Genomic DNA, 14,357 nt, shown 5'->3' with positions numbered 1-14,357 from the left:
AACATACCATGGCATTCATTTATGAGATATCATTTTTTCTGTCTTGCACGATGCGAATCTAAAATTCTCTGTTTAAGGACATTGGCAGCCTTAAACGTCACAACACGTCGCGGCGGAATAGGTGCTTCAACACCTGTTTTTGGATTGCGTCCAACACGTTCATTTTTACTGCGAACCTGAAAAGTTGCAAAAGAAGATAATTTAACCGCTTCACCTCTTACAAGTGAGTTGCAAATCTCATCCAAAACCAATTCGACTAAAGCTGCTGATTCAGTATGTGACAAGCCCACTCTTTTACAAACTACGCTCGCTAAATCTGCACGCGTTACTGTCTTACTTGTCATTATAACCACCTATTAAAATATTAAAAATTACAAAATGACTTATACGTTTTCTTGAAATATGGTCAAGTAGCCATAATTTACCAACGAATAAGAATTGCCCCCCATGTAAATCCACCTCCCATGGCTTCTAACATGATAAGATCTCCTTCTTTTATTTTTCCATCGTAAACAGCTGTTGTTAAAGCCAACGGAACTGATGCCGCAGAGGTATTACCATGTTGATCAACGGTAATCACAACTTTATCTAGTGAAATTCCCAGTTTTTTAGCAGATGCTTCAATAATGCGCTTATTAGCCTGATGAGGTACAAACCAATCTAGTTGTGAACAATCCATACCTGCAGCTGCAAAACAATCATCAACCACATCCGTTATCATACCAACAGCATATTTAAAAACTTCTCGTCCTTCCATACGCAAATAGCCTGTCGTTTGTGTTGTTGAAGGTCCACCATCAACATATAGCTTATCTATATAAGCACCATTAGAGCGCAGTTTAGCAGACAATATACCACGCTCAAAAGCAATCCCCCCCTCAATTTCTTGTGCTTCCAAAATAGCAGCACCCGCACCATCACCAAACAAAACACATGTCGTACGATCTTCCCAATCTAAAATCCGAGAAAATGTATCGGATCCAATAACTAAAATTCTTTTAGCCGCTCCACACCGTAAATAAGAATCTCCTGTTGTTAAAGCAAAAATAAAACCAGAGCAAACAGCTTGAACATCAAAAGCAAAGCCATGGCTCATTCCCAAAGCACGCTGAATTTCAACAGCAGAAGCAGGAAAAGTACGATTCGGGGTGGACGTTGCTAAAATAATACAATCAATGTCTTTTATTGTTAAACCGGCATTTGTAAGTGCTGCTTGCGCAGCCTCAACTCCTAAAGAAACAGTTGTTTCATTTTCACTGGCAATATAACGTCGGCGTATTCCTGTACGCTGAACAATCCATGAATCTGACGTTTCAACAAACTTTGCAATCTCATCATTTGATAAACTTCTCTTCGGCAAAGCACTTCCTACACCACTTATAATTGACCGAATCATTCAGCTCTTACCTTTTCTTCAAATTTTTCATTTCTATTATAAGAGCTTATCATAAGGACTCTCCATTCATCACCGCTTCATCTTCTTGGTCAAAAAGTGTTTCTTTATTCTCATGAAACCGCCGTAAATCAGCCGTTATTTTTTGTAAAAGTCCATTATTCACCATCTCATAACCAACGCGGATAGCAGAAGCAAAACCGTTAGCATTAGCACTCCCGTGGCTTTTGATCACAACACCATTCAACCCCAAAAGCACTCCTCCATTCACCCTATCGGGATCCATTTTATGTTTTAGTATACGAAAAGCACCCCGCGATAAAAAATAACCAAGAGATGTTAAAAAAGAACTGCGCAGTGCAGAGTTTAAAATCTCTCCTATCTGTCGCGCAGTTCCTTCTGCGGTTTTTAAAGCAATATTACCAGAAAACCCTTCTGTTACAACAACATCGACTGTTCCTTTTCCAATGTCATTTCCCTCAACAAATCCTTTATATTCCAATCCTTCTAATTGTACTTCACGCAATATCATTCCTGCTTTTTTTATTTCATAAAGTCCTTTAACCTCTTCCACCCCCACATTTAAAAGCCCAACACTTGGTCTTTCAGTGTGATATAAAGCGCGAAACATACCCGCTCCCATAACCGCTAAATCAACCAACTGACTAGCAGAAGCACCAATTGTTGCTCCAATATCTAAAACGATACTCTCACTGCGAAGTGTTGGCCAGATACCCGCAATACCAGGACGTTCAGCCTCTGCTAGCATTTTCAAACAAAAATAAGACATGGCCATGAGTGCACCCGTATTACCAGCAGAAATGCAAGCATCAGCTTCACCATTTTTTACCGCTTCAATGGCGTACCACATTGATGATTTACCACGTCCATTACGAAGTGCTTGGCTTGGCTTTTCATCCATGCGTGTATAACTTTCTGTAGGGAAAAAGCACGATACAGAATCCAAACAAGGATATTTTTTTAAAACCGGACGAACAGCCTCCTCTATTCCATAAAACAGAAAATAAATATTTGATAAATATTTTTGTACAATTGCTGCTCCTGCAATAGCTGCTTCTGGACCGTAATCACCGCCCATGACATCCACAGAAATTCTAATCACGCTTGCATATCCTACATCTTTTCATTTACATCTTTAAACACATATTATGATTTTGGCTCCTGAACACTCACAAAGCAAATTTTGCAAAAACCGCTCCGCAGAAAATACCGTTTAGCATACAATAAATATAGATATTTTTTTTATGTTTTTACAATCACTTCCAATTTTTCAAAACAGAAAATGGCGAGAATTTTCGCTCTGCTTCTTCTAAATTTTCAACCATATCCATCTTTATCCCCTCTTTACGTGGATAATGATTAATAGACAACTCAAAAAACTCTTCCATGATTGCACCAATATCAATTTTATCATCATAAAACACTTCAGGAGTATCAAGCCCCTCCACATCTAAAAACAATTCTCCTGTATCCTCTGATATTTTGGGCTTCATCAAATTTGAATCTTCAGGAACAAAAACAACCTCAATATTTTCACAAAGGATATTTTCTAATGGCTCTAATGTAACAACACATAACTGTAGTATACGCGCTTGCAACAGACCTTTTATACGCACTCCGCGTTTTTTCCACGGGAAAATATGGAAATTTCCCTCACAAGATTTTACTTCAATTAAATCATGGTTCTGAGCTAAATGTGTACATTCTTTTTTGTTTGCACAAAGATAAACCCTTATACCTTTAGCAGGTAGAGAACGTACGGATATTGGATAAGCCAAAGCAAATGTCATTTGAGGAACATTTTGAACATTCATTGACAACTCCCAAACATAAAAACGCATAAAATACTGTGTTTTTATTTATCTCAAGTATTCATGCATTTTTTTCTTTTCTAAAGAAATTCTATATGGCATAATTTGGCTTATAACAGGGAAACTCAGTGTAAGCTACGGTAGATTAAGCTAAAAAGAAAAAACTTGAGGTTGCCTTCTTGTCCTACACCTCAGTATAAAAAGGAGATATCATTGTTTCAAATGCCTCACATAATAGCCTTAATCAAACGTAAATTATTGATTGGTCTATCAATAGCAAGCATAGGAATGCTTGCGGGATGTAGTCTTCTCGATTCTTCAGGTTCGAGCCAAATTTATAGAGAGGGCTATGTTCTTGATAAAAATGCTCTAAGTTCTATTGCTATTGGCTCAAGTCAAGAGCAAGTTCTTTTAACTTTAGGGACCCCTTCATTAAAAACAAAATATGATAATGAAGTTTTTTATTACATCTCACAGACACGCTATCGTGGGATGCAGTTTATGAAAACAAAGATTATTGATCGCAAAGTTTTAGCCATTTACTTCAATAAAAATAATCAGGTTGCAAAAGTTGCTAATTACGGATTACAAGACGGTCAAGTATTTGATTTTATTACACAAACAACGCCAACTGTAACAAAGGAACATCCTTTCTTAATTCAAATTATAAAAGGCCCTGCGAATTTGCCACCCCATAACTAAATCATATAGTCTACATACCGTCTCAATATTATTAGGTCTGATACTATCAGACCTAATAATAGGGGGATTTTTAGCTCTTATAGGCGGACTTTTTTTGCCATACTGTCGAGAACTGCATTAACAAGTTTTGGCTCATCACCTTCAAAAAACGCCTTCGCTATGTCAACATATTCATTCATGACAACCGCAACAGGAACATCTTTACGGTTGATCAGCTCCCATAAACCTGCTCGTAAAATTGCTCGCAATATAGAATCAAGACGTGAAAGAGACCACTCAGCAGAAAGCTGTTGATGAAGCAGAGGATCAAGCTGCTTTTGATCTTTTACAACACCCGTTATAATAGCCAAAAACCATTGAAAATCAGCTTCAAGATACTGGTCTCCATCGATATCTTTTCCCAAACGATAAGCTTCATACTCAGCTGCTGTTTCCATCACCCCCGAACCCACAATATCCATTTGATAGAGGGCTTGAACTGCAGCGAGTCTTGCTGCTCCACGTTTATTGGCTGAACGCGGAAAATGTCTGCTTTTTATATCAGCCATATTTAACGATTATCTCCAAATCTCTTTTTTAGAGCGATCATACATAAAGCAGCTTCAGCCGCAAAACCACCTTTATTTTTGTCATCTAGTTTTGCACGCACCCATGCTTGTTCTTCGTTTTCAACAGTCAAAATACCATTTCCAATAGCCAAATGCTGATGAACAGTTAAATCCATCAATGCACGACAAGAATCATTAGCAACAATTTCAAAGTGATATGTTTCGCCCCGAATAACACAACCAAGAGCAACATAACCATCATAAGATATGTTATTTTGTTCAGCAAAAGCTATTGCACTTGGTATTTCTAATGCTCCAGGAACCGTTACAACATCATAACTTGCTTCAGCTTTTTGCAAAGTATTCACTGCACCTCTCAAAAGCGCATCAGAAATCCCCTCATAAAAACGTGCTTCAACAATCAATACGTGAGGCTTTTTACGTATCTCTTTCTTCATAATGGAATTCCACAAAAACGAATCAAAAAAAATCAAGGTTATAAAGCATAAAATTCTGAAAACGATCAATAGAGTTTTGGCTTATTCATCTTCTCTTTTTAAAGCAAAAAGTTTCGCAGCATAACGAGCAAGTTGATCAATTTCCAAATTGACCCGATCTCCAATTCTAGCTTGTCCCCACGTTGTCATTTCGAGTGTATGGCGAATAATAAGAACATCAAAAACACAATCCTCAACACCATTAACAGTCAAAGATGCCCCATTAAGTGCAATAGATCCCTTATTGACAATGAAAGGCATAAATTGTCTTGCAACTTTTAAATAAAAACGAATTGCATCCCCTTCATTTTTTTGATCAATAATTTCAGCCAAACCATCAATATGACCAGAAACCAAATGTCCTCCCATTTCATCACCTAATCGAAGCGAACGTTCCAAATTAACAAAAGTTCCTTTTGTCCATTGTGCAAGATTACTCAAACGCAATGCTTCTTCCCATGCTTCTACAGCAAACCAACCAGCAGTCGCTTGTTGTACCCCCCGCTCTACAATTGTCAGACAAATTCCTGAACAAGCAATTGATGCGCCAATTGCTAAACTTTCTATAGCATAGCGTGTAGAAATCTTTAAACGCATCCCCTGCTTTAAAGGTTGAACATCTTCAATACAACCAATATCCGTTATAATTCCTGTGAACATAATGTCTTACGTCTCCATTTATAAAAACGGTCATTTCCAAACATTCTTGATTCAACCTTATGAAATTGCGAGAGATAATTTCCAAAATGAGGGGCTTCAACACGACCTTCGCCTAAAATAACGGGGGCATAAAAACATATCAAATGATCCACACAACCAGCATTCAAAAACTTTTCCCCTGTCTTTACGCCCCCTTCCAATAAAACACTATTAATCCCATGTTTATAAAGCATCTGTAAAAGAGCAAAGGGTTTTACACAACCATTGTTCATCTCTACCGAATAAACAGACACACCATATTGCTCCAATGCATTTTTTTTGCTTTTCTTTGAAAGATCCACATCACAAATAACCCATGTAGGAATTTTCATGGCTGTTTGGACAACTTTTGCATCAAAGGGGATAGATAAATCTGCATCCAAAATAATACGAATTGGTGAGCGCAGCTCCATCCCTGGCAAGCGGCAATTGAGTTGTGGATCATCTGCTAATATAGTACCAATACCAACGAGGATAGCATTATTTTGAGCACGTAGAATATGCGTATGGGCATGAGAAAGTGTTCCACTAATTTTTACGTTGCCCTTTTCTCTTTTTCCAACACCATTATCAGCAGAAATTGCCATTTTAAAAGTAACCGCACAGCGTTGTATCTTCCTTATGCACCAATGTGTCCATAAAGATTCAAAAGCCTCTTCAGCTAAAATGCCCTCAACCACTTCAATACCCGCTGCTCGCAAAAGAGCAATACCATGACCATCAACACGCTTGTCACAATCAGTCAGCGCAACAACAACTCGAGAAACACCTGAATCAATGAGTGCATTCACACACGGCGAAGTTTTTCCATAATGCGCACAAGGTTCTAAAGTAACATAAGCAGTCGCTCCTTGAGCTAAAGAACCAGCCATATGTAAAGCTTGCACTTCCGCATGAGGACTCCCATGAATAGCTGTTACGCCATAGCCAACAATAAATGCCCCCGCACTATTATCGTTTCGCACAATTAACGTACCAACGGAAGGATTTTCACCTGTAAGACCGACATGACGTTCTGCTAAACGAATAGCTGCAGCCATAAACCGTTCATCTTGCACTTTTTTATTCATCAAAACGAGATTCTGTATCCGCGATACCCTTTGACAATTCATCTATAACATCGTGAAAATCGCTTGCATTACGAAAATCTCGATACACAGAAGCAAAACGAATATAAGCAATATCATCAATTCTTTTCAATGCTTCCATCACAAGATGTCCAATTTTTTCTGAAGCAATCTCTGGTTCTCCCAAACTTTCAAGCTGGCGCACAATGCCAGAAATTGCTCGTTCAATATGATCAGGATCAATATTGCGCTTACGTACAGCCACATCAACTGATCGCATTAACTTATCACGATCGAATGGTTCACATCGTCCACTTTTTTTAGCAACCAAGAGCTCACGCAACTGAACACGTTCAAAAGTTGTAAAACGACCACCACAAACGGAACACACACGACGGCGGCGAATCACTGCCCCCTCTTCTGCTGGACGTGAATCTCTAACCTGTGTATCCTCATATTGGCAGTAAGGACAGCGCATCTTTTGTGTCCTTAACGAGTACTAAGATAAGAGTAAAGAGGAAATTGACTCGTTATATCTTTTACCTTTTTCTTAACAGCCATTTCAACGGCACAATTATCTTCATCACTTTTTGCGCTCCGAAGACCATCAAGAACTTCTGAAACCAGATGACCAACTTGAATAAACTCTTTTTCTAAAAAACCACGTGTTGTGGCAGCAGGTGATCCCAAGCGAATTCCCGATGTTATAGATGGCGTTTCAGGATCAAAAGGAATACCATTTTTATTGCAGGTAATATGAGCGCGCCCCAAAGCCAATTCAGCACGTTTACCTGTTAGATTTTTGGAACGTAAATCAACCAACAACAAATGATTATCTGTACCACCAGAAACAATATTAAAACCATTACTCTGTAATATTTTTGCTAAAGTTTTCGCATTAGCGACCACATTGGCACTGTAACTCTTGAAAGAGGGACGCAAAGCCTCCTCAAATGCAACAGCCTTTGCGGCAATTACATGCATTAAAGGACCACCTTGAAGACCAGGAAAAATTGCAGAATTAATTTTTCTGGATAAAGACTCATCATTTGTCAATATTAAACCACCACGAGGACCTCGAAGCGACTTATGTGTTGTTGTTGTTACAATATGCGCATGTGGAACAGGTGAAGGATGCACGCCACCAGCAACAAGACCGGCAATATGAGACATATCAACGAGTAAATGAGCACCTATCTCATCTGCAATTTCACGGAATCGTTTCCAATCCCATAACCGTGGATAAGATGAGCCACCCGCTATAATAAGTTTGGGCTTACGTTCTTTTGCAAGCTGCTCAACCTCATCCATATCAATAATCTGATCTTCTTGACGCACACCATAGGAAACAACATCAAACCATTTTCCTGACATATTAACAGATGAACCATGCGTAAGGTGACCACCAGCATTTAAGTCTAATCCCATAAATGTGTCACCAGGCTGAAGTAAAGCTAAAAAGACAGCTTGATTCATTTGGCTACCAGAATTAGGCTGTACATTCGCAAAAGCAGCACCAAAAAGCTGTTTTGCCCTTTCAATGGCTAAATCTTCAACGACATCAACAAATTGACACCCGCCATAGTAGCGCTTTCTTGGATAACCTTCTGCATACTTATTAGTCAAAACAGACCCCTGCGCTTCAAGGACCGCTCTTGAAACAATATTCTCTGAAGCAATCAGCTCAATTTCATGTTGTTGACGCTCAAACTCCCCTCTAATTGCATCAAAGATTGCACCATCAACAGTTTGTAAATTATCATTAAAAAAGCGCTTTTCTGCGTCACTTGCTTGCTGGGTCATAAAACACGTTCCTAACATAAAAAAAATAAAGTCACTGAACGATAACACAGCAAACCATGCAAACCAAACATTTTAAACCACTTACACTCAAAAATAATGATGCAAATATTTATCTTACTCTTTGTTATAAAAACAGCGAAAAACTTCCCTCTCAAGAATGGTAAAAATGAGATTACATTTCTTTTTTACACTCTTATTTGTTTACACCTTTTACAAAAGGTATCTATAATCTAAAGAAATTCAATAATTTAATGATTAAAAATAATTTATAATGTGAAAAGCTGAATATAATAGGCAAAGTTAATACAAGGCAAATAAGAATGCTAACCAAAGTTTTTATTGATGGTGAACATGGCACAACCGGACTACAAATACAAAAACGCTTAGAGGGGCGTACAGATTTAAAACTACTCTCTCTTGCTCATAAAGATCGCCATAATGTTCATCTGCGACAAGACTATCTTAATCAAGCCGATATTGCTATTTTGTGTCTTCCAGATGATGCTGCACGCGAAACAGTTCATTGGCTTAAAAAAAATAAAAACATTAGGATTATTGATAGCTCGACAGCCCACCGTGTTGCACCAGACTGGGTTTACGGTTTTCCTGAAATGACAGCAGGACAAAGAAAGTGCATCCAAGCAGCACATTATGTAACCAATCCCGGATGCTACCCTACCGGTGCCATTAGTTTGATTCGCCCACTCCGTGAAGCAGGACTGCTAGACGCCTATTATCCCATCTCAATTAATGCAATCTCCGGCTATACCGGTGGTGGAAAACAGTTGATTTTACAAATGGAAAATCAATCTCAACAAAATATTCAGGAAAATTATTTTATCTATGGTCTTAATCTTGAACACAAACATGTGCCAGAAATTAAAATCTATGGACAAATCAACCAAACCCCAATTTTTATACCAAGTGTTGGTCGTTTTCCTCAGGGAATGATTGTGAATCTTCCTCTGCATCGCCATTTATTCACAAAATCAGCAAACTGTTCTGATTTGCGCGAAATTCTCGCAAACCATTACGATGGACAAAATACCATTTTAGTTGCATCACAAGAAGAAACTGCTTCACTTCAAAGACTTAATCCAGAGTGTTTAGCCAATAAAGATGATATGAAACTGTTCGTATTTGGAAATGATCGTGAAGGTATTTTTAATCTCAGCGCCATATTCGATAATTTAGGAAAAGGCGCATCAGCTGCGGCTATCCAGAACCTCGACTTAATGCTTTCAAGCGACTAAAACTCCCTAAATACAAACTTTTACTCAACAACGCGATATGCCCCTTTCGTTGCTCGCCAGTGCGCAACCGCAAAACACAACACTGCTAGTGCCATACTTTGGTGAATGAGCCCTAAACTTATCGGAACCTCATGTAACAGTGTTAAGATACCCAAGAGTGCTTGGATAATAATCATAACACAGATAAGAAATGCACGACGAGAATGGGTTGAATGTGGAACATTTTTTTGTACGTAGAAAGCATGAATAACTGAGATAATAAATAAAAAATAAGCAAAAACCCGATGAATAAATTGAACCATTAAGGAATTTTCGAATAAATTGAGCCAAACAGGACGAAGCTGCAACAACCCATCAGGAATAATCTGCCCATCCATAAGAGGCCATGTATTATAGACTTTTCCAGCATGAAGCCCTGCAACCAAAGCTCCAAAATAAATCTCTATCAAGACGAGAACAACAAGCCAAGCCGCAAAATATTGCACCTTTTGATTTGCTAGCTTTTCTGAGTACTCTGCAAGTCCTCGAGATAAATAAGTAACAAAAACAATAACAAAACATGCCGTCATAAGATGAAATGCCAAACGATATTGGCTCACACTTGTTAAATTACTTTGCCCAATCCCTGAGGCAACCATCCACCAACCAATAAAGCCTTGAAAGGCGATAAGAATAGGCACAACAATAAGCGGGAGTAAGATATTTTTTTCAACACGCTTAGTCACCCAAAACCAAATGAGCCCCAATAAAGCGACAAGACCAACAAGACGCCCAAGAACACGATGCGCCCATTCCCACCAAAAAATGACCTTAAAAGCACTTAAGGTCATATCAGGATTAAGCAGCTTATATTGTGCTATCTGTTGATATTTTAAAAATTCCTCTTGCCATTGATCCACACCAATCGGTGGAATAACGCCGTGTATTGGCTTCCATTCCGTTATAGATAATCCTGATCCCGTCAAACGAGTAGCGCCACCTACTAAGACAATTGCTAAACAAAGCAATAAAATAGAGTAAAGCCACACCTGTATTTGTTTTCTATTTTTCTTTTGCACGGGCGTTAAAATGCTATTGTTTAATCTCTTTACTGCCATCTCTGATTGCCCCACGCTTCTCTCCAACTACAATACATTTTAAAATTTAAACATCAAATCTTTGTGTATTCTAGTATGTACTATAACTTTAGCAAAAAACAAGCGTACCACTATAACATGCGATACATATTTCTTTTTTACAAAGTTTATGATGCAACAACGCGATAAACAGTCTTTGGAAAACTGCTTACCATCCGCATCATCCATTCTTGTTCATTAAGAACAGTATTACAAATATAATAGTCTGTTAGCTCTGCAAATTGCTCAAATCCATATTTTGGTTCGCTTGCCATCTCTAGGATGATAAAATCATATTCTTTTTTAAATTCTTGTAATATATGAGAAATGTCATTTGAAAAATCTTGTGCAGAAATAGCACTTGTTAACCCCTGAGGAAGAATATCAACTCCCGTATCATAATCACGGTAAATAACATCATGCAACTGGGCATTGCCCGTTAAAATATCACTCAGTCCGCGATGTGGACCAATGACTTTCTCTATTTGTTGACCAGAAATATCGACCAACAAAATTGTTTTGTTCTCTTTTGTGAGATGAAGTGAAAGCTTCGCCGCTGTCCGTGCAGCCTCTGGTCCAATGATTGAAATAATGGTTGAAGCACGCCATTTCAAAACATCAGATAATCCCTCTATCGTAATAAAAGCTTCAAGATTTTTCATTTCTTGAGAGACTAAAATACTCTCGTTCTTCTTAAGAGCATTTTCTTTTGATCTCAAATCCTCTCCTGAAGGTTGATCTTTTTTGCTTTTAAAGCACGGATAAAATAACAATATTCCTAGTAAAAGAGTAAGGAAGCTAGCCAATGCACTCACAAGAATATTTTTTCCATAAAGAGCCATAAAAGAAATTGGTGCTAACGTTGTTGGCATAACCACGTGGATATTTGTATTTTGTAAGAGAAGAGAATCATCACTCAATCTCCGATATGAACCAATTATTTTTTCTCTTCGTTGAGCAGACTTGCTCATCGCTTTATTTTGTGCATCGACTGCTGCTTTTATTTTATTTTCAAACTCGTTAAATATTTCATTCAAAGATTGGGATTGATCTTTTACAAAAAAGTTCATTCTTTTTTTGAGCTGTTTTTCTAATTCTGTTGCAATAACCTCATCTGAATGAACTTGATAAACGATTTGTAAAATTTTATTTTTTAATTGGTGGGAAACTGTCTCTAATTCCGCAGTCATTGCTTTAATTTGAGGATGTGTCCACCCCAATTGCACCGCCATATGTGCTCTTTGCGTTTCCAAAAGATCACGTTTAGATTCCAGAGCAACAATTGCTGAATTACCTGCAATAAACGATAAAGACAATAAAGACTGTCCCTTTTCACGCATCATGTTAATCGTTGAATTCAAACTTGTTAAATGAATACGCTTTAAAGTTGCTTCCGTTAATTGCATAGAAAGATCATGAAGCTCTGTTTGTTTTACACCATGCTGAATAAAAGACTCAACAGATGTACGAAATCCCTGCACGATATTAACGATTGTAGTATTATCATATTGTTTGTCTTCTAATTTATCATTTAACAAGAATTGTTTCTGTTTTATGATTGCTTGTGAAAATGCGGAAAACCAAGTTTCCAACCCACGTTGAGCTGCTTCAAGTGTCTCAGCTTCAAAAGTCAAATCGATAAAATCACCACGACGCGATAAACGGATATTTTCATGATTTTTTTTCTTATTAAAAGCACTTAAAGAAAATTGCGAATCATTGAAGAACATAGGCTGTGAAAACAAAAAGGCGATAACATTGTCTTGCTTTTTGATTGGTAATGGTTTTCCTACAGAATCAGATAACGAAAATATTAAAGTTGCTTGGTAACCACGGGGTTGGACAAAATAATACAACCAAATCAAAGATATACATAGCACTTGTAATAGCAAAACAATCAAAATGCTTCGCCATACGGTACGTACGAATAGTCTTTTATTACACTTAAGACTCATCTTTATTTTAACCAGCAAAATACTTCTTCATATTGTTTTATTAAGAGAAAGTAGTAACTATCCTCTTAACTTGCTGTCATATTATTTTCAGATAATAAAAACATAAAATTTAAGCACAAATGTTCAGCAATAACTTTAAAGAACTTAATTCATATTTTTTTTGATGTTCTCTAATTGTTTTTTTGCTTCAGAAGTAATAACGGCTCTAATGGTAACAGACCCATCATCATGTCCTTCTTGCATTATTTCCGCAGAGTTTTCATAAAACCAATCGATAAGCGACATTTCATGAGGTTTTAAAAGATATTCAATGCTTTGCACCTCTCCAAAAATTCGCTTTTCAATGGCTCTTAATAATTGATCGAGTCCATCCCCCTTAAGCGCTGATACCATGAGAGCAGGATTTAATCGTGTTTTTGCGCTTGTTTGTAAAACATTCAATGCCTGCTCATCCAACATATCAATCTTATTCCAAACTTCTATGATATGCTCCATATCATCAATATCGATATCAAGACTTGAAAGCACTTCTAAAACATCTTGAGCATGTGCACGATGATCAAGATCTGACATATCTCTTACATGAAGAATGAGATCCGCTTCAACCACTTCTTCAAGCGTTGCTCTAAAAGCTGCAATCAAATTTGTTGGCAAGTTAGAAATAAACCCTACAGTATCAGACAAAAGAATAGTTTTTCCATGGGGAAGAACAACTTTGCGCAAAGTCGGATCAAGCGTTGCAAATAACATATTCTTTGCTAAAACATCTGCACCACTTAAACGGTTAAAGAGAGTTGATTTTCCTGTATTCGTATATCCTACCAGTGCCACAACAGGATAAGATGTTTTTTTCCTTTTTGCTCTATGAAGTGCACGTGTTTTAATAACCGTTTCCAATTCGCGTCGAATACGAATAATTTTCTCTTGTAAAAGACGCCTGTCTGCTTCAATTTGCGTTTCACCAGGTCCACCTAAGAAGCCACGCCCCCCCCGTTGCCTTTCCAAGTGCGTCCAACTACGCACAAGTCGCCCTTTTTGATAGGACAAATGCGCTAACTCTACTTGCAAAACTCCTTCTTTTGTTCGTGCACGATCCCCAAAAATTTCAAGAATCAAAGCCGTTCTATCGATAACTTTGCAATTCCATAATTTTTCTAAATTACGCTGCTGTACTGGTGTTAAAAAGTGATCTACAATCGCAAGCTCAATAGAATATTCATCTATGTAACAGGTTAACGCATCTACTTTACCTTTTCCAAAGAGAGTTGCAGAGCGAGGCGTTGCAATATTAATCGTTTCATAATTAACAACTTCTAACCTTATAGCACGCGCTAAGCCTAATGATTCTTTAACACGAGAAGATATAGAACATTCTCTCAAAGAGCTTTCACTTCTATTTTCTTGAAAAATCGGTATCAAAACAAGTGCGCGCACCTGTCCTGTATTCTGCGAAAATATCCCTCCTAATCTCTCATTTTCATTTATCATAGCAA

The 14,357-nt window shown here is 37.7% G+C and carries 15 protein-coding genes; 2 read left to right on the top strand and 13 right to left on the bottom strand.

Annotated features, from left to right (window positions below; all coding sequences use genetic code 11):
- Positions 1-29: 29 nt before the first annotated feature.
- The 4 genes from ACFIKR_RS05580 to ACFIKR_RS05565 all read right to left on the bottom strand — a co-directional run bounded on the left by ACFIKR_RS05580 (position 30) and on the right by ACFIKR_RS05565 (position 3,228).
- Positions 30-344: an integration host factor subunit alpha gene (locus tag ACFIKR_RS05580; RefSeq protein WP_015856447.1), complete on the bottom strand. Its 315-nt coding sequence runs from the start codon at positions 342-344 to the stop codon at positions 30-32.
- Between the two features lie 77 nt (positions 345-421).
- The gene (locus ACFIKR_RS05575; protein WP_375659156.1) at positions 422-1,396 is read right to left on the bottom strand and encodes a beta-ketoacyl-ACP synthase III; all 975 of its coding nucleotides are present in this window, start codon (positions 1,394-1,396) and stop codon (positions 422-424) included.
- 49 nt (positions 1,397-1,445) lie between these two features.
- The gene (gene plsX, locus ACFIKR_RS05570; RefSeq protein WP_375659155.1) at positions 1,446-2,516 is read right to left on the bottom strand and encodes a phosphate acyltransferase PlsX; all 1,071 of its coding nucleotides are present in this window, start codon (positions 2,514-2,516) and stop codon (positions 1,446-1,448) included.
- 154 nt (positions 2,517-2,670) lie between these two features.
- On the bottom strand, positions 2,671-3,228 hold the full coding sequence (locus ACFIKR_RS05565; RefSeq protein ID WP_375659154.1) for a DUF177 domain-containing protein: 558 nt from the start codon (positions 3,226-3,228) through the stop codon (positions 2,671-2,673).
- A 219-nt stretch (positions 3,229-3,447) separates the two neighbouring features.
- On the opposite strand from ACFIKR_RS05565, the gene ACFIKR_RS05560 reads away from it, so the two are divergent.
- Positions 3,448-3,927, top strand: coding sequence for an outer membrane protein assembly factor BamE (locus ACFIKR_RS05560; RefSeq protein WP_375636126.1), 480 nt, complete (start codon positions 3,448-3,450; stop codon positions 3,925-3,927).
- Positions 3,928-4,004: 77 nt separating this feature from the next.
- Here ACFIKR_RS05560 and nusB read toward each other — a convergent pair whose 3' ends face one another.
- The 6 genes from nusB to glyA all read right to left on the bottom strand — a co-directional run bounded on the left by nusB (position 4,005) and on the right by glyA (position 8,541).
- A complete protein-coding gene (gene nusB, locus ACFIKR_RS05555; protein WP_015856452.1) occupies positions 4,005-4,475 on the bottom strand; it encodes a transcription antitermination factor NusB in 471 nt (156 codons plus the stop codon).
- A 2-nt stretch (positions 4,476-4,477) separates the two neighbouring features.
- Complete coding sequence (locus ACFIKR_RS05550; protein ID WP_375636056.1) at positions 4,478-4,933, bottom strand: 6,7-dimethyl-8-ribityllumazine synthase; 456 nt, start codon at positions 4,931-4,933, stop codon at positions 4,478-4,480.
- Positions 4,934-5,014: 81 nt separating this feature from the next.
- Positions 5,015-5,632, bottom strand: coding sequence for a riboflavin synthase (locus ACFIKR_RS05545; RefSeq protein ID WP_375659153.1), 618 nt, complete (start codon positions 5,630-5,632; stop codon positions 5,015-5,017).
- The gene (gene ribD / locus ACFIKR_RS05540) at positions 5,614-6,741 is read right to left on the bottom strand and encodes a bifunctional diaminohydroxyphosphoribosylaminopyrimidine deaminase/5-amino-6-(5-phosphoribosylamino)uracil reductase RibD (protein ID WP_375659152.1); all 1,128 of its coding nucleotides are present in this window, start codon (positions 6,739-6,741) and stop codon (positions 5,614-5,616) included. The genes ACFIKR_RS05545 and ribD overlap by 19 nt, the downstream gene beginning before the upstream one ends.
- Entirely contained in the window at positions 6,734-7,216 is a 483-nt protein-coding gene (gene nrdR, locus ACFIKR_RS05535; protein ID WP_375659151.1) for a transcriptional regulator NrdR, read from the bottom strand. Before nrdR ends, ribD begins: the two co-directional genes overlap by 8 nt.
- A gap of 11 nt (positions 7,217-7,227) precedes the next feature.
- Positions 7,228-8,541, bottom strand: a complete 1,314-nt coding sequence (gene glyA / locus ACFIKR_RS05530) for a serine hydroxymethyltransferase (RefSeq protein ID WP_375659150.1) — start codon at positions 8,539-8,541, stop codon at positions 7,228-7,230.
- 320 nt (positions 8,542-8,861) lie between these two features.
- Here glyA and argC point away from each other — a divergent pair, with 320 nt between their 5' ends.
- Positions 8,862-9,794 carry an N-acetyl-gamma-glutamyl-phosphate reductase gene (argC, locus tag ACFIKR_RS05525; protein WP_375659149.1) on the top strand — a complete coding sequence of 311 codons (933 nt, stop codon included), beginning with the start codon at positions 8,862-8,864 and terminating at the stop codon, positions 9,792-9,794.
- Between the two features lie 20 nt (positions 9,795-9,814).
- Here the strand turns inward: argC and ACFIKR_RS05520 are convergent, their stop codons facing one another.
- The 3 genes from ACFIKR_RS05520 to hflX form a co-directional block, all read right to left on the bottom strand.
- A complete protein-coding gene (locus tag ACFIKR_RS05520; protein WP_375659148.1) occupies positions 9,815-10,891 on the bottom strand; it encodes a COX15/CtaA family protein in 1,077 nt (358 codons plus the stop codon).
- 146 nt (positions 10,892-11,037) lie between these two features.
- On the bottom strand, positions 11,038-12,864 hold the full coding sequence (locus ACFIKR_RS05515) for a hypothetical protein (protein WP_375659147.1): 1,827 nt from the start codon (positions 12,862-12,864) through the stop codon (positions 11,038-11,040).
- A 144-nt stretch (positions 12,865-13,008) separates the two neighbouring features.
- Positions 13,009-14,352 carry a GTPase HflX gene (gene hflX / locus ACFIKR_RS05510; protein ID WP_015856461.1) on the bottom strand — a complete coding sequence of 448 codons (1,344 nt, stop codon included), beginning with the start codon at positions 14,350-14,352 and terminating at the stop codon, positions 13,009-13,011.
- Positions 14,353-14,357 lie beyond the last annotated feature (5 nt).

Origin of the sequence: Bartonella sp. MR30HLJHH (genome assembly GCF_042194195.1) — a bacterium.
In the GTDB taxonomy this organism is placed as follows: Bacteria; Pseudomonadota; Alphaproteobacteria; order Rhizobiales; family Rhizobiaceae; genus Bartonella; species Bartonella grahamii.
The sequence above is the reverse complement of the archived record's forward strand: the minus strand, read 5'-3'. Positions and strand labels throughout refer to the sequence as shown.